Here is a 22,325-nt window from a genome sequence, read left to right as displayed (position 1 = left end):
TTTTGTAATTAAGTGTAGTTCGAACGTGTTTTTACATAGATAGCATGACTTAAATTCAATAGAAAAAGCCCAAGCAACGTGCGTTGTTTGGGCTTTTATTTGTTCGCCTATACGCCTACTCAGCGATAGGGCTGTAATTCTGGCTAAAACAGGTTCTTATCACGTACTAACTCTCGTGGCAGGCCGTTTTTCACTCGATTGCCAACCCACTTACCAAGGCCAATGATTGCGCCATTGTATTTGACCAGCACTTCACCTTTTCCGGATAAGCCTTCTGGGCGAACATCTCTACCCATGAACCACTCACGAGCCTCTTCGATAGTGAGCTCAACGATGTTAGCTTCGTTGCCTTTGGCTAATGTCGTTGCTACTTGGTGTTGCCAACGGTAGCCTTTTTTATGGGTTTCAGCGATCTTGATACCCATGCGAGAGAAACGGAATTTACCGATCATTGGCTCTAATGCTTCAGGAAATAGCCAGACGTCTTTGTCACGAGTCCAGACTTGAGAATCTGATGGTAGCTCGATATCCAATGCACTTAAAAGCTGTTCAGCTATTTCTTGTTGTGCTTTCTTGGAAGCCTTGTCGAATGGGAACTTACCTAAACGCTTCTTCACTTCTGGTGGTGTCACAGACGCTAATTTTCGGACACGAGCAACGAAGAAACCTTCAGAGTCATAAACCTGAGGGAAGATGTGTAGAAAGCCTTCTTCTGTTGTGGTTGCTTTCGCGTTATCGAATAGGGACTCTAGAGATTCAAACTCAACCGCATCACCAAAGGTCTCTTTTAAGTGATGGCACACCTGTTGGTTTTCTTCTGTGCTTAACGTACACGTCGAGTAGACCAATACACCATTAGGTTTAAGAGCGTGGAATGCACTTTCAATAAGGTCTTTTTGCGTGTCTGCAATCTCAACAACCGATTGATACGTCCAGTTCTTCATTGCGTCGGCATCTTTGCGAATTGTGCCTTCACCAGAGCAGGGTGCATCTAGTAATACAGCGTCGAATTGTTCAGGTAACCAGCCACCAAACACGCGACCATCAAAATTACTTAGCGCTGCATTTCTTACGCCGCAGCGTTCAATGTTAGCGTGAAGCACTTTAACTCGGCTTGCTGCATATTCATTGGCAACCAACACACCACGGTTGTCCATCAACGCTGCGATTTGAGTGGTTTTAGAACCTGGAGCCGCAGCGGTGTCGAGAACTGCTTGATAGTTCTCTTCGCCTTGGAAAAGAGCAGACGGTGGCATCATAGAGCTGGCTTCTTGGATGTAGAACAAACCAGACATGTGCTCGGCAGTATTCCCTAGTGGAACTTCAGTTTCATCGGCAGTGATCCAAAACCCCGTTTCACACCAAGGTACTGGTTCCAGTTCCCAACCTTTATCTTTCGCACGCACTAGAAAGTCTTCAACACTGATCTTGAGTGTGTTTACGCGAATACTTTTACGAAGTGGCTTTTGACAAGAAGCGACAAACGAAGCCATATCTAAATGGCTAGGCATGATGCTTTCAATATGAGTAAGGAATTCTTCCGGGATATATACGTTAGCGTGCAAAAGGGTATCTCGATTTATAGCGTTAATGCGGGCAGTTTAAAGCAAAATGAGATTGTCCTAAACCAAATTTGCTTTAAACAATAAAAATGCAGCTCAATGGCTGCATTTGGATGTTAATTGTCTGTTATTCGCTTAGAAAACTGATGCGACTATGCCGCGTTTATGGGCGAGGGATAGCCGTTCTCCAGGATTTCCATTCGTCTTCCGCTTTGGGGTACAAGTAGAAAGACTGGTCTTCTTGTGCCAAAGGCTGCAGTTCTTTAGTCGGTGGTGTTGAGAAGGTTATGCCACCTCGGATTAAGCTATCGACAGTACCTGCTTTGATGTTTGCACCGGACAAGCCGATAGACACATCCACACCCGATACATTCCAGAACACACTGTTGGCACGAATTAAGTAAGCGAACTCTGGTTTGATTTGAATGGTAGAGATAATACGATCTGCAAAATCACCAAGTTGAACGTCAATTACTGTACCGATTTCTAGTTCGCGGAATAGAATCGGCGTACCTTCTGATACTGAACCACGACTCTCACTTTGTAGCGTGAAAATCTTGCCTTCAGGTTTAACTGGACCATTACTTAGCTTAAAGGCTGTGGTTTTGTTTCCGTTCCCCGGCTCAACTTTAATGTGCTTAGAAATCAGAGAAGAGACATTCTTAATTCCATTCAAACCAATCTCCGGCTCAGCTAGCCAAAAATGACTACCAGCGACCGCGATCTTATCTACATACTCAGGAAGGATACGAGCCGTGATTTCAATACCACCTTTGGTAAAGGTAGGGAAAACCAGAGTCACTTCGCCAACATTCACGCCTTGATATTTAATTGGTGTACCTTTGCTAACCTCTTGATCGCCAGAAGAAGTAATCGTGATGGCACGACCAAATTTACGAGCAGAATTAGAGTCGTTATAGAGCTTCCAAACATCACCGAGCTTGTTGTCGATACCTGGCAGTGAATCAAACGCGATTCCGCCTTGAATCAGAGTTTTAACCGGAGCTGCTTTGATACTGATGCCTGACAAAGATGCGTCGACCTCAACACCAGAACGATTCCAAAAAACGGTATTGTTGTTTATTAGGTGCGTGTAGCGGTTTTCAATGGTCACCTGGATTCTTACGCCGCCGTCAGCAAGCTGAAAATCACTCACACTACCGACTTGTAGGTTGCGGTAGAGTAGTGGACTACCTTTAGAGATTGACGGTAACTCACTTGCGAACAGCGATAGGGTTTTAGAGCCAGATTGGTTTAGCTTTGCAATCTCAGCTAACGATTTACTTTGGAAAAGTTGGTAGCTTTGTCTTGCTTGATTTTTACCTTCACTTACGAAGCTAATTGAGCCTGTCAGTAGCTGCTTTGCTGGTGGGACGGTCACACTTAACCCCGATTCAGTAAGCTCAGCACTCGCGCTGCCTGTAACGAAGAAGCGGTTTTTACTTTTAATAAGGTGAGCATATTGATTGTCGATCAACGCTTCCATGAACACTTCGTGCTTATCGCTCCCAGTACCGACACCATCAACCAAACCTACTTGGATGATTGAGCCAACAGATATGCCTTTATAGAGTAGTTGAGTGCCTACATCGAGCCCAAAAGAGTTGTTCGAGGTAAGGCGAATAGCGACAGATTCTTCTTGCTCTTGGCTATATTCCGTTTTACGAACCGCAGTGAAACGGCGTGCTTTCTCACCCTGACCTGGGACTAGCGTTAAAAAGTTGCCCGTCACCAAGTTAGCAATGTTCTTCATTCCTGTCAGTGATAGTTCGGCTTCTTCGAGAATGAACTTACTGCCACTGTTAAGGAAATCACTGAACGCAGGTTGGATAGCTGCAGATGCGATGACATTTTCACGGCCTTCGCTGAGTGATAAGTCGGTAATTTGACCGATTTCGATGCCGCGGTACATGATTGGGGCACCAGTTGCACTGATCTTATTGTCATCAGGAACAGCAATCTTAATAGAGATGCCACGACCAGCGGTTTTTAGATCTGGGTAGAGTTTGAACTTGGTGTTCATCTCAACTGGCTGACCATCTCCTGGTGAGTCTACGGCGATAGAACCACCTAATAGAGCGCTTAGACTTTCCAAGCGAACATCAACACCAGAAAACCCAATATTTGCCACTAAGCCACTGACGTTCCAGAAACGGCTTTGGTCGGTAATGATATGGCTGTACTCATCTTTAATAGCCGCTTGAATCGTGACTGACTTTCCGCTTTCGTTGAGTTGGTAGTTATAGACCTCACCAATTGGGATCTTACGATAGACAATCTGAGAGCCAACAGATACGCCACCCAAATCTTTTGTTGTCAGTGATATGTTCAAGCCATCGGAAGCTAACAAGTCAGAAGGCGCAGACTCTAAAGCTTGGAAAACAGTTTCAGGCTCTTGTTTGGTTTCACTTGGGTGAATCGCAATGTAGTTACCGGATACCAGAGCATCTAACCCAGAAATTCCAGACAAGCTTGCGGTCGGCTTTACTAGCCAAAAACGAGTGCCTTTAGACAGCAGTTTTTTCGCTTCCGGATAGATATCAGCATCAACATAGATATTAGATAAGTCTTTCGAGAGGGTAATATCGCGCACCATACCCACCTCTAAGCCTTGGTAACGAATCGTTGTTCGACCTGCGACTAAACCTGCGGCATCTGAGAAGTATATCTGCACACGTTGCCCAGCATCGTGTATCGATTTCATGACCAACCAACCGGCTAAAGCGACGGTTAATATGGGTAGAATCCACAAAGGTGAGATGCCTTTGTTTTTTCTTACTTCTGGTGAATATGATGTTTGTGACTGGTTATCGTTGTTCATTCACTGACTCATCTTTTGAGGTGTAGTTATCCCAAATTAGCCTAGGATCTAAGCTTTCCGCTGCCAGCATCGTGAGAACAACTACGACGCCAAAAGCGACTGCACCATAACCTGGTGTAAAGTTTAAAATCTGTCCCCGGTCGACCAAGGTCATCATGATCGAAATAACGAACAGATCCATTACCGACCATTTCCCGACCCATTTCACGATGAAATAGATGGTCATACGTTGCCTGTGGTAAACGGCGCGCTTCATCTTGATACAGATTAAGATGTACGCGAGGCCCAGTATTTTCGCGACGGGCACGATAATACTGGCAATGAAAATGATTGCTGCGATGCCATACATGTCGCTATTAATCAGCGAAGCGACACCGGAAATGATGGTATCTTCCAGCCTTTGACCGTTTGTTATCAGGATAGAGATAGGAATGACGTTGGCTGGCACAATAGCCACTGATGCGGCAAATAACAGTGCCCATGTCTTCTGTATAGAGTAGGGCTTGCGGTGGTATAAGTCATGATGACAACGTACGCAAGTATGTCCATTCGGTTGAGATAGGTGGCAGTTGTGACAGTGTACGTTCTTACTTTCAGCAAATGAGTAGTCAGATTCTTTTGTCCAAGCTTCCCAGTAGCAGCGCACGCTGATGCGGCTCACCAGCAATACACTGAAAAGCTGCAGTAGAATCAGGCCAACCAATCCCGGACCAACAAAAATATCTGAGTAGTCTTGCAGCTTAAAACAGGATATCGCCACGCTCACTAAGAATACATCCAACATCATCCAATGCTTTAAGGTTTGAATGATAACCAGCGAGTATTGAAACGGTGTAAAGAAGCCAAAACGAAGCGAGAAGTGGCTGATTAATACAGAACTGCAAACGAGCAACGGCGCTATTGAGCTACAGAATAGGATAAGTAAGCCGAGCAGTGGAAAACCTTCATTGATCAAGGTAAATACGCCGGATGGCAGTGTAGCGGGGATCATCACCCCGATAAGACGAATGCTAATGAAGTCGAAAAAGTGGGACGGGATAAATAGCAACAAGCAGGTTATCGCGATTGCTAGATTTCCAGAAAGGCTAGGGGTGCCACCTCGGTAAAGTTGTGTGCCGCATCTCGGGCAATAGGCGGATTTCCCTAGTGGGATGTCCACCTTGTCGATAGGAAGCTCGCAGCCCTGACACAAACGCACAGCGCTGCTGTCGCTTTGATGTTTTGTTGTTGATAGACCTTGGGTTACAGATGGGGAGGTCACGCGACCTCCCGGATTGAATTGTGTGTCAGTTTAGAAGTCTTGTGTCTGTGGTTAGGACAATAACTATCAGGCGTGCGATTGCACACTGCCATAGAGTGTTTGATAAAGCCCTTGTTGTTCAACCAGTTCACCATGTGTTCCCGTTTGTGTGACTTGTCCATCTTCTAAAACATAGATTAGATCGGCTTGTTTCACTGCTGATAATCGATGAGCCACAATTAAAGTTGTGCGATCTTTCAAAAACTCACTCAACGCTTTATGTAGTGCAGACTCTGTTGCCGTGTCTAATGCTGATGTTGCTTCATCAAGAATAACAAACTTAGGGTTGCTCAGCACCATACGGGCAATGGCTAGACGTTGTCGTTGACCACCAGAGAGGCGAACACCGTTCCTACCAATTTGAGTATCTAAGCCGTTACTTAATTGCTTGATCACGTCTTGCATTTGAGAGACTTCAAGCGCACGCCACAACGACATTTCGTCATAGTCAGCACCAAGGTTCAGATTATGCCTTAATGTATCGTTGAAGAGTATAGGTTGTTGTAAAACAACAGCAATTTGATTGCGTATAATATCAAAACTGATGTCATCGGTTGTTTCACCGTTATAGCGAATGCAACCTGAGTCCGCTTGGTAAACCCCAATTAGCAACTGGATTAAGGTAGATTTACCACCACCACTCGCACCCACCAAAGCGACTTTCTTACCAGCAGGGATGTGTAGTGATAGCCTATTTAAAACAGTGTTTTCTAATGTGTAAGAGAATGTAACGTCTTCGATGTCGACTGTCACTTCTTGATCTTCATAAAACGGGTTTACTTTGCTAATCGGGCGCTTCTCTTCTTCTAATTGAAGTAGATCGTTGATGCGTTGCAGTGCCGCTTTTGCACTATACCAAGAGAATTGAATCCCAAGCAGCTCTTGAACCGGGCCTAACATGAACCATAAGTAACCAAATACCGCAAAGATCTGACCAATGGTTAAGTCACTGAATAGCACCATTAGCATAGCGACAGCGCGGAAAAGCTCGAAACCTAACAAGAAGAGGAGAAACGAAACGCGGCCAGCAGCTTCAGACTGCCAAGCGTATTTGTCGGCATCGATTCTTACTTGGTTCGCTTGAACCTTCAATTCATCTAGGAAGATACGTTCTTTGTTGGCAGCACGCAGCTGATAAATGCCATCTAAGGTTTCCACCAAGCGATTCTGAAAACGTTCGAAAGATTGGTTCTCGTACTTTTTAAGGTGCTTAACCTTGCTGCCTAGTTTACGAGAGAAATAAATAACAACAGGATTGACCAGTAGAATGAACAAGCCTAAACGCCACTCTAACCATAACAACACGATCGCAGTGCCGAACACCGTTAAGAAGCTGATGAGGAACTTAGAGAGCGTTGAGCCAATGAACTTATCGATTGTCTCTATGTCTGTTATTAGGTGAGCATTAATACCGCCGCTACCTTTGGTCTCGTATTGTCTAATACTAATGCGACCAAGCTTATCTATCATCTTGCTACGCATTTGATAGGTAATTGTTTTGGAGACGAGTGTAAATTGACGCCCTTGTAGAATGTTCAACGCTTGGCTAACGGTACGCATAATAATGACTAACAGCAAAGTCAGTGCAATATAGCCAGTGGGTGTCTGCAACGATGTTGGAAGTAGGTGGTTCATCATATCTAAGCCAGAAGCTGGCTTATCAAGTAATACTTCATCAACCATTAATGGCATGAGCAACGGGATAGGGACACTGATGAGAGTTGCAAGTATGGCAATAATGTTAGCAAACAGTAATTTGGACTTGTGTTTTTTTACTTGAGTTATTAACCAAGAACGGCTAATAGTGTCTTCTGAATTGTTCATTGTAATGAGAATAAGTCCTATTTAGTTTGATGGCCGCATTCTACTGCGTTCTCTTGATAATGGAAGTCTCAATTTAATTGGAAGTTAATATGAAAATAGAACATTACCAACGCTTAACCAAACAAGCCGTTGCATTAATTGAATCAGAAACCGATCTAACTGCTAATCTTGCTAATATCAGTTCTTTATTATTTATGGAATTGGATGATTTGAATTGGGCGGGTTTCTATTTAATGAAGCAGGATCAAGCTAAGGAAAAAGACGAACTTGTACTGGGTCCTTTCCAAGGTCAACCTGCTTGTGTGCGAATTCCGGTAGGGCGTGGAGTGTGTGGAACTGCGGTTGCGACGAATACAGTTCAGCGCATTCATGATGTTCATGAGTTCGAAGGTCACATCGCTTGTGACGCTGCAAGTAACTCAGAAATCGTTATTCCGTTCTCGATTGGCGGAAAAATAGCGGGCGTTCTTGATATCGATAGCCCAAATGTTGGTCGTTTTTCTCAAATTGACGAGGACGGATTAACATTTTTCATGGCAGAAGTGGAAAAGCTGCTTAATTCGCACGCGAACAAGGCATAAATTATTCTCTTACTGTGGTTTTTCCCAAGCATCTCTCTATAATACGTAAAAATATTTTCTTAATGCTCGCGGAAAACCGCAAAAACCAGGAACCCACATGGAAAACACTGAAAAGTTAAAAAACAGCAAAGAAGTTATCGCATATATTGCTGAATGTTTCCCTAAATGCTTTACTCTAGAAGGTGAAGCGAAGCCACTTAAAATTGGTATTTTTCAAGATCTTGCTGAACGTCTAAATGAAGACGAAAAAGTAAGTAAGACTCAGCTTCGTGCAGCGTTAAGACAGTACACATCATCATGGCGTTACCTACACGGCGTAAAAGCTGGCGCAGAACGTGTTGACCTAGACGGCAACGCGTGTGGCACACTAGAAGAAGAGCACGTTGAGCACGCTAAAGCTACACTTGCAGAAAGCAAAGCGAAAGTTCAGGCTCGTCGTAAAGAACAAGCACAAAAAGCTCGTGAAGAAGGCAAAGCGAAATCTAAGGCGAAGAAAGCTCAACAGGCTCGTCGTCAAGCGCCTAAAGCACCAAAAGTAGAAAAGCCTGTAGAAACACGCGCTTTGAACGCTGACGAATTCATCGCTGGCAAAGAAGTAAATGTGAACATGGGTAAAGGAAACATGGCTGCGACCATTGTTGAAATCAATAAGGAAGATGTGCGTGTTCAGTTAGCAAACGGCCTACAAATGGTTGTTAAAGCGGAGCACTTGCGCGCTTAAAGGAGATACTCCTACGCATGAAATGCCGTTCAAAATTGACACTGATTGCTGCTAGCTTTTGGCTAGCGGCTTCAGCTCAGGCTCTTGAAGCCAAATTAGATCAGGACGATTTACCTCTACTCGCTCCTGAGGTCCAACACGAAACTGCTAGTAAACGTGTTACTTCTCGATTTACTCGTTCTCATTATAAACACTTCAATCTTAACGATGATTTCTCTCAAGCTATCTTTAATCGTTACTTAGAGATGCTGGATTATAATCGTAATATCTTCACTCAAGCTGATATTGACTCTTTCGCTGCGTCATCTACACAAATTGATGATCAACTGAAAGCAGGCAATAACCAGATTGCATTCGATGTTTATAATTTGTCTATGCAGAAGCGTTTTGAACGTTTTCAATATGCATTGTCTTTGCTCGATACTGAAATCAAGTTTGATACCGATGAAACTATCGAACTTAATCGAAGTGAAGCAGCGTGGCCGAAAGATATCGCTGAAGTGAATGAGCTTTGGAGAAAACGCGTTAAATACGATGCGTTGAATCTAAAACTAACTGGTAAAGAGTGGCCAGAGATTCAAGAAGTTTTGGAAAAGCGTTACAACAATGCGATGAAGCGTATTACGCAATCGCACAACGAAGATGCTTTCCAAATCTACATGAACGCATTCGCGCGTGAAGTTGATCCGCACACCAGTTACCTTTCTCCAAGAAATGCAGAGCAATTCCAATCTGAGATGAATCTATCTCTAGAAGGCATTGGTGCTGTACTTCAGATGACAGACGACTACACCGTTATTCGATCTTTAGTTGCTGGTGGCCCTGCGTCAAATAGCAAACAATTGAGCGATGGCGACCGTATTGTTGGCGTTGGTCAAGATGGCGAAGAGATTGTTGATGTTATCGGCTGGCGTTTAGACGATGTAGTGCAATTAATTAAAGGACCGAAAGGGACTAAAGTTAAGCTACAGATCTTGCCAGATGGTAAAGATGCAAAAAGTCACGTTGTCACAATTGTGCGCGATAAGATTCGTTTAGAAGACCGCGCTGTTAAATCAGAAGTTATCGAGAAAGATGGCAAGAAGATTGGTGTACTAGAAGTACCAAGTTTCTATGTTGGCCTTTCTAAAGATACCGATAAACTGATCACTGAGCTTAAAGAGCAAGGTGTTGAAGGTATTATTGTTGATCTGCGAAACAACGGCGGTGGTGCACTAACGGAAGCAACTGAACTCTCTGGTTTGTTTATCAAAGAGGGGCCTGTTGTTCAGGTTCGTGATAGCTACGGTCGTGTCAAAGTGAATAGCGATACTGATGGTGAAATCAGTTACCAAGGTCCATTAACGGTGTTGGTAAATCGCTACAGTGCTTCGGCATCTGAGATCTTTGCAGCAGCGATGCAGGATTACGGTCGTGCAATCATCCTAGGTGAAAACTCTTTCGGTAAAGGTACGGTACAACAGCATCGTTCTTTGAATCATATTTATGATTTGTTCGACAAAGAGTTGGGCTATGTTCAATACACAATCCAGAAATTCTACCGAATCAATGGTGGCAGTACGCAAAACAAAGGTGTAGTACCTGATATTGCTTACCCAACGCCAATTGACCCGGCAGATACTGGTGAAAGTGTTGAAGACAATGCTCTTCCTTGGGACAGCATAGACAAAGCGAAGTACTCAGTGTTACAGCGTAACGATGAGCAGATCGCAGCGTTGACGGCTAAACACCAAGCTCGTATCGCAACAGACATGGAATTTGGCTTTATCGCGCAAGATATTGAAAAATATAAGGCAGATAAAGACGACAACGACCTTTCTCTTAATGAAAAGGTTCGTCAACAAGAGAGTGATGATGCGGATGTGCTTCGTCTAGATCGTATCAATCAACGTCAAAAAGCCGCTAAATTAGAGGCATTTAAAACGTTGGATGATATTCCAAAAGACTACGAAGCCCCGGATGCTTATCTTGATGAGTCGGTTGCAATCATGCTAGATATGATAAAGAAATAGGCTTACCGCCTGTTGAAATTAAAAAGCGAGCTTAGGCTCGCTTTTTTTGTATCTGTTCGGTCTGATGTATCTCTATCTATATGTTTCTTTTGGTTTTTATTGCTAGTTAGTAAGGGAATGCCCTGTGAGTTTTCTAGATTTCTGTTTGGTAAATAATGACATTTAAGTTACTTCGCATTTAAAATTTAGTGACTTGGATCATATTTTTTCGCTTTCTATTCATTACGTGCCTAAGCTTAAAGAAAAACGAGGGGGCGCTTATGAAATGGATTCTACTATTTTTATCTTGTTTAAGTTTTGCTGCTTTTGGGAGTGAAGTTACTCCTAACGATCAGCAATCAAAAATTGATAGCAATCTATCTCATTTTGATCTTCCTCTGTTGCTTGGCGATTGGTATTTGATGAATCCAGATCCAGAGCAAGGCACTGAGAACTTTAGGGCAATTAAGCTTACTCTTGATTCAAACTACTCATTTTCAATTGATATTCAAAAGAAAGACTACAGTGTCGATCATTGGGAAGGTTTTTATAACGCCAATGAAGACACGATTATTTTGGGGTTAAATACCTCAGAGCCTCAAGTTTACGCGTACAGTAGTAATCATAATATGCTGAATCTTAACGGCGTTATGTTCACTAAAGCCTTACCCAACGCACTTGCTGGAATATGGTCAAGCGCTGAATTATCTGGTAGTGATTTGCGAGCAAGTAACATTCAAAAAATGGACTTAGTGCTCCAACCTGACTTCATTTTCATGTTCCGAGTATCAGATGAAGAAGGCGGTGAAGTCGTTCGTCGTGGGGTGTACTACACCGAAGGTGACCAGTTAGTGTTGCTTTATGAGAACGGCGAACATGGCACTCGTTACACACTAAACAGCGACGTTTTGACGCTTCAAGGTGAAGAGGGAGACATGTTTGCGGTGCTTAATCGCATACGATAAGTACTGTTTTTCGCTGTAAAATCGGCTCGTTGAAAATATGGCATACAGTTCGTTTCTTGGCCGTTCCTATCTGATTTGATTGATAAAATAGTAAAACATGGAGGCATTTTCCTACAATGCCTCCTTTTTTTAATATTCCCCTTGTGTTCTTGGCGCTCAACCTTTAGATATATACAGTTAAAAAATTATTACGTATAACGATCAAAAGGAACTCGTCATGGCACATACACCTCAAGCCAAGTATCGTAAAGATTATCAATCACCATCTCACACTATTTCTGAAATCGATCTTACTTTCGATTTGTACGATTCAGCATCCATCATTACGGCGGTATCTAGTGTTAAGCAGGAGAAAGACAGCGCGACATTAGTACTTGATGGTGAAGGCTTGACGCTGGTTTCTGTTTTGGTAGAAGGTAAAGAATGGACTCAGTGTGAGCAGTCTGAAACTCAACTTACACTGAATGATTTACCAAAAGAATTCACATTAACGATCGTGACTGAAGTTAACCCTGAAGGGAACAGTGCGCTTGAAGGGCTGTACAAATCAGGTGGTGCGTTCTGTACTCAGTGTGAAGCGGAAGGTTTCCGTCGTATCACATACTACATGGATCGCCCTGATGTACTGGCAAAGTTCACGACTACTGTTATCGCGGACAAAGCGGAAAACCCATTCTTATTAAGTAATGGTAACCGCATTGATGAAGGTGAGGCGGAAAATGGTCGTCACTGGGTTAAATGGCAAGACCCGCACCCGAAACCAGCGTACTTGTTTGCTCTAGTAGCTGGTGACTTCGACGTGCTTCGAGATGCCTACACCACGCAATCGGGCCGTAAAGTTGACCTAGAAATCTTTGTTGATAAAGGCAACCTAGACCGTGCAAACCACGCAATGGTTTCTTTGATTAACTCAATGAAGTGGGATGAAGAGCGCTTTAACTTAGAGTACGACCTAGATATCTACATGATCGTAGCGGTTGATTTCTTCAACATGGGTGCGATGGAAAACAAAGGCCTGAACGTATTTAACTCTAAGTTTGTTTTGGCGAACGACCAAACCGCAACGGATACCGATTACTTAGGTATTGAAGCGGTAATTGGCCATGAATACTTCCATAACTGGACAGGTAACCGAGTGACTTGTCGCGATTGGTTCCAGCTGAGTTTGAAAGAAGGTCTAACCGTATTCCGTGACCAAGAGTTCTCATCGGATCTTGGCTCTCGCGCAGTTAACCGTATTAACAATGTGCGTATCATTCGCGGTCCGCAATTCGCTGAAGATGCAAGCCCAATGTCTCACCCAATCCGTCCGGAAAAAGTGATAGAAATGAATAACTTTTATACATTGACCGTGTACGAGAAGGGCAGTGAAGTGATCCGTATGATCCACACATTGTTGGGTGAAGACGGTTTCCAAAAAGGCATGAAACTGTATTTCGAACGTCACGATGGTACGGCAGCAACGTGTGAAGATTTCGTCGCAGCAATGGAAGATGCATCGGGTGTTGATCTGTCTCAGTTCCGTTTATGGTATAGCCAGTCTGGTACGCCGACGCTATCTGTTGAAAGCCATTACGACGCAGAGAAGAAACAGTACACATTAACAACTCGCCAAGTAACGGCGCCAACTCACGAACAAGCTAAAAAGCAAATACTGCATATTCCTCTAGACATCGAACTGTACACAGCGACGGGTGATGTGATCGAGTTACAATATAACGGTAAGCCAGTTCACAATGTGTTAGATGTGAAAGAAGCTGAACAGACTTTTGTGTTCGAGAACGTAAACGAGAAACCAGTGCCATCATTGCTGCGTGAATTCTCTGCACCAGTAAAACTCGAATACGATTATTCTGATGAAGAGCTGATCTTCCTAATGGTGAATGCACGCAATGAGTTTTCTCGTTGGGATGCGGGCCAAATGTTATTGGCTAAGTACATTCGCAGTAACGTTGAGAACGTTCAACAAGGTCAGAAGTTTGAATTATCAGCGTCTGTTGTTGATGCATTCCGCGGTGTGTTACTGAGTGACTCTCTAGAACCTGCATTCATTGCTGAAATGCTGTCACTGCCAAGCCACAATGAAGTGTCAGGTTGGTATGAACGTGTTGATATTGATGCTGTCGCGTCAGTGCTTAACTCGATGAAGGTAACGCTAGCAGCAGAGCTTGAAGATGAGCTGGCTGCGTTATATCACATCCATGCACTAACGGACTATACAATTGATCACGACTCTATCGGTAAGCGTACTCTGCGTAAAGTTTGCCTAAGCTACTTAGCTCATACAGAGCAGGGTAACGACTTGGTAGTTGAGATGTATCAAACAGCAAACAACATGACTGACACCATGGCTGCAATGGGCGCTGCTAACAGTGCAAAATTGCCTTGTCGTGAAAGCTTGATGGCGGATTACAGTGACAAGTGGAAACACGATGGTCTTGTTATGGATAAATGGTTTGCGCTGCAAGGTACTAACCCAAGTTTAAATGCACTTGAAGTGATCAAAGAGTCTATGTCACATCAGGCGTTCAGCTTGAAGAACCCGAACCGCACGCGTAACTTAGTTGGTTCATTCTTCAACATGAACCCGGTTCAATTCCATGATAAGTCGGGACAGGGTTATGCGTTTGCTGGTGAGATCTTACGTGAACTAAACAGCAGTAACCCGCAAGTTGCTTCGCGTCTGATTGACCCACTGCTTAAGTTCCGTAAGTATGATGACGAGCGTCAAGCACTTATCAAAACAGAGCTTGAGACGTTGAAGAACATGGATAATCTTGCAAAAGACCTATTTGAGAAAGTAACAAAAGCACTAGAAGCTTAAGTGAAGAACTCAATAGTGTAAGCCGGCTTGCTAAGAAGCGGTTTACTCATGAAGAAAATTTATCAGTGGTAGAGAGCATCTACCACTGATTTTTTGTTTGAGGGGTTTCGGCACTTAAGCAAGCCAGAGTGGGTGAACTCCCCAACTTTTTAAGACAGAACGTTTTTACAGTTAGACATCGTTAAGTGCCAAAAACACCGATACTGTACGTTTATACAGGTTTTGTATGAATCATTATATTTTCCAACTTAACATCTCATATCAGCAGTTTCTGGTCAGTTATTCGGGTGCGGCAAGTCAAGTTCAAGTAATAACAACAACAGGATTGCGCATACAGTTACCTGCAACTCGGTTCAGACCTTTTCTTACACAAATAGGGGTTAGAGGGCAATTTAGACTGACAACTGACCAGAAAAATAAGTTTATCAAGTTGGAAGCTCTGTAAAGCTTGGCATGCCTAGTGAGTTAAAAGGAATCTTAATCACATAATCAAACATTTCACCTCCTACCACAGTTAAAACAATTAACCGTTTTTCAATAATGCTTTTACAATAAACCAATGCATTACCTTTGCTTAACTCGTTAGTAGACAAGCGCTCAACGGCGTAATTCAAACACCAGATTAAGTGATACCCCTAATAATAAAATACAATTCTAATTGTGGAGTGTGACTATGACCGCACGTGAAACTGTGGTTCCAGTTTTACTTGAAAAAGTTTACAAGCTGATTCAAGACAAACTTGACCTTGCTCATCGACCTCTCGTAACTCAACTTGCTCAACACTTGTTTAGTAACGTTTCTCACGACGACCTGACTCAGAGAAACGAATCCGATTTATATGGTGCTGTAGTTAGCTTATGGCACCACATCAACGAAAAGAAAGCCGACGAAATCTCGGTACGCGTTTTCAACCCGACGGTAAGCCGTCAGGGTTGGCAGTCTACTCACACGATCGTTGAGATAGTGGTACCAGACAGCCCATTTCTTGTTGATTCTGTAAAAATGGCATTGACTCGCCTAGACCTTTCTTCTCACCTTATGTTGCACAACCCAACACAAATCTCTCGTTCTGATTCAGGAAGCGTAATGGGTGTGAGCAGTGGCGAAGGTGTTTTCCAATCTCTATTCCATATTGAGGTTGACCGTTTGAGCAGCAAGGCTGAAATGACGGCCTTGAAAACAGAGCTTCTAGACATTTTCACCGATACAAGCTTAGTGGTTAACGACTGGCTTAAAATGGTTGAAAGACTGAAAGAAGTAACAGATCAGGTTGAGCAGCAGAAAGACAGCATTCCAGTAGACGGCCAACGTTTCGATGAGACGTTGGCGTTTCTTCGTTGGTTAGGCGAACACAACTTTACATTCATGGGTTATAAGGAATATGACCTAGTTTCAGTTAATGGCGATACTGAGCTGCAACCGACCAAGGAGCAAGGTCTTGGTTTGTTTGCAAATTCAGATCGTGTACGTAACGTTAAGTTGTCTGAATTTTCTGACTCTGCACGTCTAGAAGCAAAAAAACCATACGTACTTATCGTAACCAAGGGCAACACGGCTTCACGCATTCACCGCCCAGCTTATAATGATTACATCGGCATTAAGAAGTTCGATAAGAATGGTAAGGTTATTGGTGAACATCGCTTTACTGGTCTTTACACCTCTGCGGTCTATAACCAAACCGTTGAAACGATTCCTCTAGTTCGAGAGAAAGTAGAACGAATCTTGGATGCAAGTGGTTACCGTGAGGGTTCATACTCATATAAAGCGCTGCACAACATTCTTGAAAACTACCCACGTGATGAACTGCTTCAAGCTCGCGAAGAAGAGCTACTTGAAGTGGGTACGGGTGTCGTACAGATGCAAGATCGTGATCTTCTGCGTCTGTTCGTTCGCAAAGACCCGTTTGGCCGTTTCTTTAGCTGTATGGTTTACGTAACAAAAGATCGTTACAACACCGAGCTTCGTCGCCAAACACAGCGCATTTTGAAGCAGTACTTTGGGTGTGAAGAAGAAGTAGAATTTACAACGTACTTCTCTGAGAGCCCTCTGGCAAGAACGCACTATATTGTTCGTGTTGATAACAACAACATGGATGTGGACGTGAAAACAATTGAGCAAAATTTAATGGAAGTATCGTCTACGTGGGATGACCGTCTATCTGAATCAATCATTGCAAACTTTGGTGAGAGTAAAGGGCTTCCATTGTCGAAAGAGTACATGCGTGCATTCCCACGTTCGTACAAAGAAGACATGATGCCAGGTTCTGCTGTTGCAGACATAGAACGTTTAGAAGCACTGAGTGAAGACAACAAACTTGGTATGCTTTTCTACCGTCCACAAGAAGAAGCTGCAGACTCAAAAGCGGTTCGCTTAAAACTGTTCTACCACAGTGCAGAGCCAATTCACCTTTCTGATGTGATGCCAATGCTTGAAAACTTTGGCCTACGCGTAATCGGTGAGTCGCCATACGAAGTGCGTAAGACCAACGGGACAACCTATTGGATCTTAGATTTCTCAATGCTTCATAAGAGCGACCAAACCATTGATCTTCGTGAAGCTCGCGATCTTTTCCAACAAGCATTCGCAGCAATTTGGGCGGGTGAGCTAGACAGCGATGGTTTCAACCGCTTGGTACTGGGTGCGGGTCTTTCTGGTCGTGAAATCTCAATTTTACGTGCTTATGCTCGTTACATGCGTCAAGTGGGTTTCCCATTCAGCCAACAATACATTGAAGACACATTGTCTCATTACCCAGAGTTAGCAAAAGGGCTAGTGAGCTTATTCGGCAAGCGTTTCGATCCTAAACTGAAGGGCAGCGTGAAAGGCCAACAAGATCTTATTAAGAAGATCACTGAACAGTTGGATCATGTAGAGAGCTTGGATGATGATCGTATCATTCGTCGCTACATGGAAATGATCTCTGCAACGCTTCGTACTAACTACTACCAAGTAGATGAGAACAAGCAGTCTAAACCTTGGTTGGCTCTGAAAATGAGACCAAGCGAGATTCCAGATATCCCTGCGCCGGTTCCTGCGTTTGAGATCTTCGTTTACGCACCAGATATTGAGGGTGTTCATCTACGTGGCGGTAAAGTAGCACGTGGTGGTTTACGTTGGTCAGACCGTCAAGAGGACTTCCGTACTGAGATTCTAGGTCTAGTTAAAGCGCAACAAGTTAAGAACACGGTTATCGTTCCGGTTGGTGCTAAAGGTGGTTTTGTTTGTAAGCGTCAACACACTATGTCTGGCCGAGATGAGATCTTTGCTGAAGGTCAACGTTGTTACAAGCGCTTCATCCGTGCCTTACTAGACGTATCAGACAACATCATTGAAGGTGAGGTTATCCCACCTAAGAACGTGGTTCGTCATGATGAAGATGACCCGTACTTAGTTGTTGCAGCTGATAAAGGTACAGCAACGTTCTCTGACTTAGCGAACTCAGTATCTGAAGAGTACAACTTTTGGTTAGGTGATGCGTTTGCTTCGGGTGGCTCTAACGGTTACGACCACAAAGCGATGGGTATCACCGCAAAAGGTGGTTGGGAATCGGTTAAGCGTCACTTCCGTGAAATGGGCATTAACTGTCAGACAACAGACTTCACTGCTATCGGTGTTGGTGATATGGCGGGTGACGTATTTGGTAACGGTATGCTGCTATCTAAGCACATCCGTCTACAAGCGGCATTTAACCACATGCACATCTTCATTGATCCGAATCCAGATTCAGCATCAAGCTGGGTAGAGCGTGATCGTTTGTTCAATCTACCTCGCTCAAGCTGGGAAGATTACAACAAAGAACTGATTTCTCAGGGGGGGGGCATCTTCTCTCGTCGAGCGAAGTCTATCTCTCTAACACCTGAAATTCAGAAAATGCTGGGTACCAAGAAAGCATCAATGGCGCCAAATGATTTGATCAAAGCGATCTTGTCTATGGAAGTTGATCTACTTTGGAATGGTGGCATCGGTACTTACGTTAAGTCTTCTAGTGAAACTCATACTGATGTGGGCGACCGTGCTAATGACGTGTTGCGTATCAATGGCGGCGATTTGAAAGCAAAAGTTGTTGGTGAAGGCGGTAACTTGGGTATGACTCAATTGGGTCGTATTGAATATGCGCTTACCGGCGGCCGAGTGAACACAGACTTCGTTGATAACGTGGGTGGTGTTGACTGTTCAGATAACGAAGTAAACATTAAGATCTTCTTGAACGGTTTGGTGTCTAATGGTGATCTCACTGTTAAGCAACGTAACCAAGTGCTTGAGTCAATGGAAGATGAAGTTGGTGAAATCGTTCTTGATGACGCGTACTGCCAAGCTGAGTCTATTTCGGTAACCGAACATCAAGGCGTGAGTTTAGTTAAAGAGCAAATCCGCTTCATTCATACTATGGAGAAAGCAGGGTATCTGGATCGTGGTTTGGAATACATCCCAGATGATGAAACTCTGCTAGAGCGTGAGAAGCAAGGTCAAGGCCTGACGCGACCTGAGCTATCAGTATTGATTGCTTACGGTAAGATGGTTCTAAAAGAAGATCTTGTGAGTGATGATATTGCGAATGATGAGTTCCATGCGCAACAATTGATGCAATACTTCCCAACAGAGTTACGCCGTAACTATTATCAACACATGGATAACCACCCACTGCGTGCAGAGATCATTGCGACGGCTCTTGCTAACCAAATGGTTAACGAAATGGGCTGTAACTTCATCACTCGCCTACAAGAAGAGACGGGCGCAAACATTGTCGATATTGCGAATGCTTACGCGGCATCACGTGAAATCTATGGTTTGGGTCAAGTGCTTAAGAGCATCCGTGAACTGGACAATATCTCTAGCTCAGAAGCTCAATATGAGTTGCTGTACCATGTACGTCGTACACTACGCCGTTTAACACGCTGGTTACTAAGAAACCGTACTGGCAAACAATCTGTGAAAGCACTGGTTGAACTTTACCAAGGCGATGTAGTAGCTATTACTGAGAAACTGGATGAAAATCTGGTTGCTTCAGAAGTAGAAGAGCATCAAGCAATGGCGCAAGTATGGATTGACCAAGGCGTTACAGCAGAATTGGCGAATTCAGTAGCTCGTCTGTCTAGCTTGTATTCAGCACTGGATATATCTACAGTGGCTCGTGAAACGGGTAAAACAGTACAACAAGCGTCTAAACTTTACTTCAATCTGGGCGACCGTCTGTCTCTGCACTGGTTCCTGAAGCAGATCAATGGTCAAGCAGTCGATAACAACTGGCAAGCATTGGCACGCGCTGCATTCAGAGAAGATCTGGATTGGCAACAACGTCAGTTAACAGGTCAAGTACTGAACTGCGGTTGTGGTTCGGATCTAGATGTGATCAAGGCGCTCGACGATTGGATGGAAAGCAATTCTGTTTCTCTACATCGTTGGGAAAGTATCCTGAACGAATTCAAAGTGGGTTCTGTTCACGAGTTTGCTAAGTTCTCAGTTGCGTTACGTGAATTGATGCTACTGAATCTAAACTGCATGTCGAAAGACTAGCGATTAGATAGACAGTAATTAAGGGCAGGCCATTTGGTCTGCCTTTTTCGTTTTGGGACGTGATTAGCTTCCGGCTATGAGCGCCAACCAATTAACAATGTACTAAAGCGATTCGTTGGAAAGTGAAGTAGAGGTACTCGATATGCTAAATATACGATAACGTTTGCTTAATAATGAACCTCATTCGTTAGCAAACGCGATTATCTTACCCTTACAGACAGTAATAGATTGAATAGTTGGGGAAATAAGTAAATAATATAGCCCCGTTTACACGGGGCTTTTTTCTATCGGAGGCACAATGCTTTACCGTCTAGCCAGAACTGGCTTTTTCCAACTTGATGCCGAAAAGGCACATGATCTCGCAATTCAAAACTTCAAGCGCTTTACTGGCACACCTATTGATCTTTTGTATCGCCAACAATTACCTCATCGACCTGTAGAATGCATGGGTCTTACTTTTAAAAACCCAGTTGGCCTTGCGGCTGGCCTAGATAAAAACGGCGAATGTATTGATGCATTTGGCGCGATGGGTTTTGGCTTTGTAGAAGTAGGGACTGTGACTCCTCGTCCACAAGCGGGTAACGATAAACCTCGTTTATTCCGTCTTGTTGAAGCTGAAGGTATCATCAACCGCATGGGTTTCAACAACCTAGGCGTAGATAACTTGGTTGAGAATGTTAAGAAGTCAAACTACGACGGCATCTTGGGCATCAACATTGGTAAAAATAAAGACACGCCAATTGAAAAGGGCGCTGAAGATTACTTGATCTGTATGGAGAAGGTATACCAATACGCGGGTTACATTGCGGTAAATATCTCTTCACCAAACACACCAGGGCTACGTTCTCTACAATACGGCGAAGCACTTGATGATTTGCTGTCTGAGCTGAAAGTAAAACAAGCTGAACTAGAAGAGAAGCATGGTAAGTATGTTCCTCTAGCTCTTAAGATTGCGCCGGATCTAAGTGACGACGAAATCAGCCAAATTTGCGAATCATTGATCAAAAATAAGATCGATGGTGTGATCGCAACAAACACGACATTGGATCGTTCAATTGTCGGAGGCATGAAACACTGTGACGAAGCCGGTGGCCTAAGTGGACGTCCAGTTCAGTCTCGTAGTACTGAAGTAGTTCGTAAACTTCACCAAGAGCTAGGTGACCAACTGCCGATCATCGGGGTAGGTGGCGTTGACTCTTATGTTGCTGCAAAAGAGAAAATGGTGGCAGGCGCTAAGCTTGTTCAGGTTTACTCTGGCTTTATCTACAAAGGTCCACGTCTTGTAGCTGACATTGTCAAAAACCTGTAGTTTGTAAACTATGGTCGTTATAGAGCATCGATATTATAGAAGTATCTATAAACTGACATCGTCTTACTAAAAGAGACACTGTAACTCCCTGAGTTGTAGAGAAAAGCGATAAGAAAGAGGAATTCATTTCCTCTTTTTTTTTGCCTATTGCTCAGTAAAATCACTGCAATTGAAGGTAATTTTGCGTTTTACCTAATGGAATGGTTCAACAGTGTGAGACGAAATGATGCTTAAACCTAGCGATACATGGAGTTGGTATTACGATGAGCAGCAATGTTCATTAATGCTAAACCTCGGAGAGGATATGATTTTCAAAACGAATCTGGTCCGCAATAAGCTGGTGGACTGTGCGTTTCGAGATAATGAATTCACCGTTGATGACGCATCCTCATACCAAACCTTCAAAGAACAAATTTCTGGCTTAGAGCTATCTGAGCCTCGTCAAGCAGAACTGGCGCTTTACTGCGTGGCTGCGAAGCGTTTCCATAAGCCTGTACAACCAAAGAGCTGGTTTTTCGCTCCACAAGGTGCAGGCCATGAGTATCCTCAGGAAGGGGATATTGTACAAATGAATAACGAGCATAGCCTTGGTTACTTCATTGTATTAGAAGTGGGCGAGTGTGCGAGCTTGTGCGCGTTTGTAGACCTAGAAGAGTTCCTACTGACTCCTTCAAAAGGATTACGCTTTGGCGACTCAATCAAGGTGATGCACGATAGGATGCTTGATGCTAACGCGATTCTGCATCAATCTCATCATATTGCGATGGTAGGCTAACCCAAATTTAAGACATCATTTCGCCATACGTCGCACAGAACAACCTCACCAAACCTTCCAAATAATCGGCTTAATAGCCGATTTTTTTGTGCCTAAAAAACCTCATCCTGATAAATGCATCACTCGCTAACCATCAA

General features: G+C 43.6%; 13 protein-coding genes. 9 read left to right on the top strand and 4 right to left on the bottom strand.

Translation table 11 applies throughout. The annotated features are described in order from the left end of the window. Nucleotides 1-143 precede the first annotated feature (143 nt). From rsmF to L1D11_RS03610, 4 genes are all read right to left on the bottom strand, one after another. Nucleotides 144-1,565: a 16S rRNA (cytosine(1407)-C(5))-methyltransferase RsmF gene (rsmF, locus tag L1D11_RS03625; RefSeq protein WP_239832632.1), complete on the bottom strand. Its 1,422-nt coding sequence runs from the start codon at nucleotides 1,563-1,565 to the stop codon at nucleotides 144-146. Nucleotides 1,566-1,725: 160 nt separating this feature from the next. Further along, nucleotides 1,726-4,383: an MlaD family protein gene (locus L1D11_RS03620; RefSeq protein WP_239832630.1), complete on the bottom strand. Its 2,658-nt coding sequence runs from the start codon at nucleotides 4,381-4,383 to the stop codon at nucleotides 1,726-1,728. Beyond that, a complete protein-coding gene (locus L1D11_RS03615; RefSeq protein WP_239832628.1) occupies nucleotides 4,370-5,644 on the bottom strand; it encodes a paraquat-inducible protein A in 1,275 nt (424 codons plus the stop codon). Before L1D11_RS03615 ends, L1D11_RS03620 begins: the two co-directional genes overlap by 14 nt. Before the next feature lie 66 nt (nucleotides 5,645-5,710). Further along, a complete protein-coding gene (locus L1D11_RS03610; RefSeq protein WP_239832625.1) occupies nucleotides 5,711-7,507 on the bottom strand; it encodes an ABC transporter ATP-binding protein in 1,797 nt (598 codons plus the stop codon). Nucleotides 7,508-7,596: 89 nt separating this feature from the next. Here L1D11_RS03610 and L1D11_RS03605 point away from each other — a divergent pair, with 89 nt between their 5' ends. The 9 genes from L1D11_RS03605 to L1D11_RS03565 all read left to right on the top strand — a co-directional run bounded on the left by L1D11_RS03605 (nucleotide 7,597) and on the right by L1D11_RS03565 (nucleotide 22,188). Further along, entirely contained in the window at nucleotides 7,597-8,088 is a 492-nt protein-coding gene (locus L1D11_RS03605) for a GAF domain-containing protein (protein ID WP_017630025.1), read from the top strand. 97 nt (nucleotides 8,089-8,185) lie between these two features. Then, complete coding sequence (gene proQ, locus L1D11_RS03600; RefSeq protein WP_239832623.1) at nucleotides 8,186-8,809, top strand: RNA chaperone ProQ; 624 nt, start codon at nucleotides 8,186-8,188, stop codon at nucleotides 8,807-8,809. Nucleotides 8,810-8,826: 17 nt separating this feature from the next. Next, the gene (gene prc, locus L1D11_RS03595) at nucleotides 8,827-10,821 is read left to right on the top strand and encodes a carboxy terminal-processing peptidase (RefSeq protein WP_239832621.1); all 1,995 of its coding nucleotides are present in this window, start codon (nucleotides 8,827-8,829) and stop codon (nucleotides 10,819-10,821) included. Between the two features lie 260 nt (nucleotides 10,822-11,081). Beyond that, nucleotides 11,082-11,765 carry a hypothetical protein gene (locus L1D11_RS03590; protein ID WP_239832620.1) on the top strand — a complete coding sequence of 228 codons (684 nt, stop codon included), beginning with the start codon at nucleotides 11,082-11,084 and terminating at the stop codon, nucleotides 11,763-11,765. A 217-nt stretch (nucleotides 11,766-11,982) separates the two neighbouring features. Next, nucleotides 11,983-14,589 (top strand): aminopeptidase N, encoded by a 2,607-nt coding sequence (gene pepN, locus L1D11_RS03585; protein ID WP_239832619.1) that lies wholly within the window; start codon nucleotides 11,983-11,985, stop codon nucleotides 14,587-14,589. A 226-nt stretch (nucleotides 14,590-14,815) separates the two neighbouring features. Beyond that, entirely contained in the window at nucleotides 14,816-15,034 is a 219-nt protein-coding gene (locus L1D11_RS03580) for a DUF2835 domain-containing protein (RefSeq protein ID WP_239832618.1), read from the top strand. A 228-nt stretch (nucleotides 15,035-15,262) separates the two neighbouring features. Further along, entirely contained in the window at nucleotides 15,263-20,104 is a 4,842-nt protein-coding gene (locus L1D11_RS03575; RefSeq protein ID WP_239832617.1) for an NAD-glutamate dehydrogenase, read from the top strand. Between the two features lie 298 nt (nucleotides 20,105-20,402). Next, nucleotides 20,403-21,413, top strand: a complete 1,011-nt coding sequence (gene pyrD, locus L1D11_RS03570; RefSeq protein ID WP_239832615.1) for a quinone-dependent dihydroorotate dehydrogenase — start codon at nucleotides 20,403-20,405, stop codon at nucleotides 21,411-21,413. 223 nt (nucleotides 21,414-21,636) lie between these two features. Further along, complete coding sequence (locus L1D11_RS03565) at nucleotides 21,637-22,188, top strand: cell division protein ZapC (protein ID WP_008221983.1); 552 nt, start codon at nucleotides 21,637-21,639, stop codon at nucleotides 22,186-22,188. Nucleotides 22,189-22,325 lie beyond the last annotated feature (137 nt).

This window comes from Vibrio sp. Isolate32 (assembly GCF_022397955.1).
GTDB lineage: Bacteria > Pseudomonadota > Gammaproteobacteria > Enterobacterales > Vibrionaceae > Vibrio.
The sequence above is the reverse complement of the archived record's forward strand: the minus strand, read 5'-3'. Positions and strand labels throughout refer to the sequence as shown.

Bases quoted from the DNA above. Each gene is read 5' to 3' on its own strand.
- L1D11_RS03565 (WP_008221983.1), top strand. From the start codon at position 21,637: ATGATGCTTAAACCTAGCGATACATGGAGTTGGTATTACGATGAGCAG.
- L1D11_RS03620 (WP_239832630.1), bottom strand. From the start codon at position 4,383: ATGAACAACGATAACCAGTCACAAACATCATATTCACCAGAAGTAAGA.
- L1D11_RS03590 (WP_239832620.1), top strand. From the start codon at position 11,082: ATGAAATGGATTCTACTATTTTTATCTTGTTTAAGTTTTGCTGCTTTT.
- pepN (WP_239832619.1), top strand. From the start codon at position 11,983: ATGGCACATACACCTCAAGCCAAGTATCGTAAAGATTATCAATCACCA.
- L1D11_RS03575 (WP_239832617.1), top strand. From the start codon at position 15,263: ATGACCGCACGTGAAACTGTGGTTCCAGTTTTACTTGAAAAAGTTTAC.
- prc (WP_239832621.1), top strand. From the start codon at position 8,827: ATGAAATGCCGTTCAAAATTGACACTGATTGCTGCTAGCTTTTGGCTA.
- L1D11_RS03605 (WP_017630025.1), top strand. From the start codon at position 7,597: ATGAAAATAGAACATTACCAACGCTTAACCAAACAAGCCGTTGCATTA.
- proQ (WP_239832623.1), top strand. From the start codon at position 8,186: ATGGAAAACACTGAAAAGTTAAAAAACAGCAAAGAAGTTATCGCATAT.
- pyrD (WP_239832615.1), top strand. From the start codon at position 20,403: ATGCTTTACCGTCTAGCCAGAACTGGCTTTTTCCAACTTGATGCCGAA.
- L1D11_RS03610 (WP_239832625.1), bottom strand. From the start codon at position 7,507: ATGAACAATTCAGAAGACACTATTAGCCGTTCTTGGTTAATAACTCAA.
- L1D11_RS03580 (WP_239832618.1), top strand. From the start codon at position 14,816: ATGAATCATTATATTTTCCAACTTAACATCTCATATCAGCAGTTTCTG.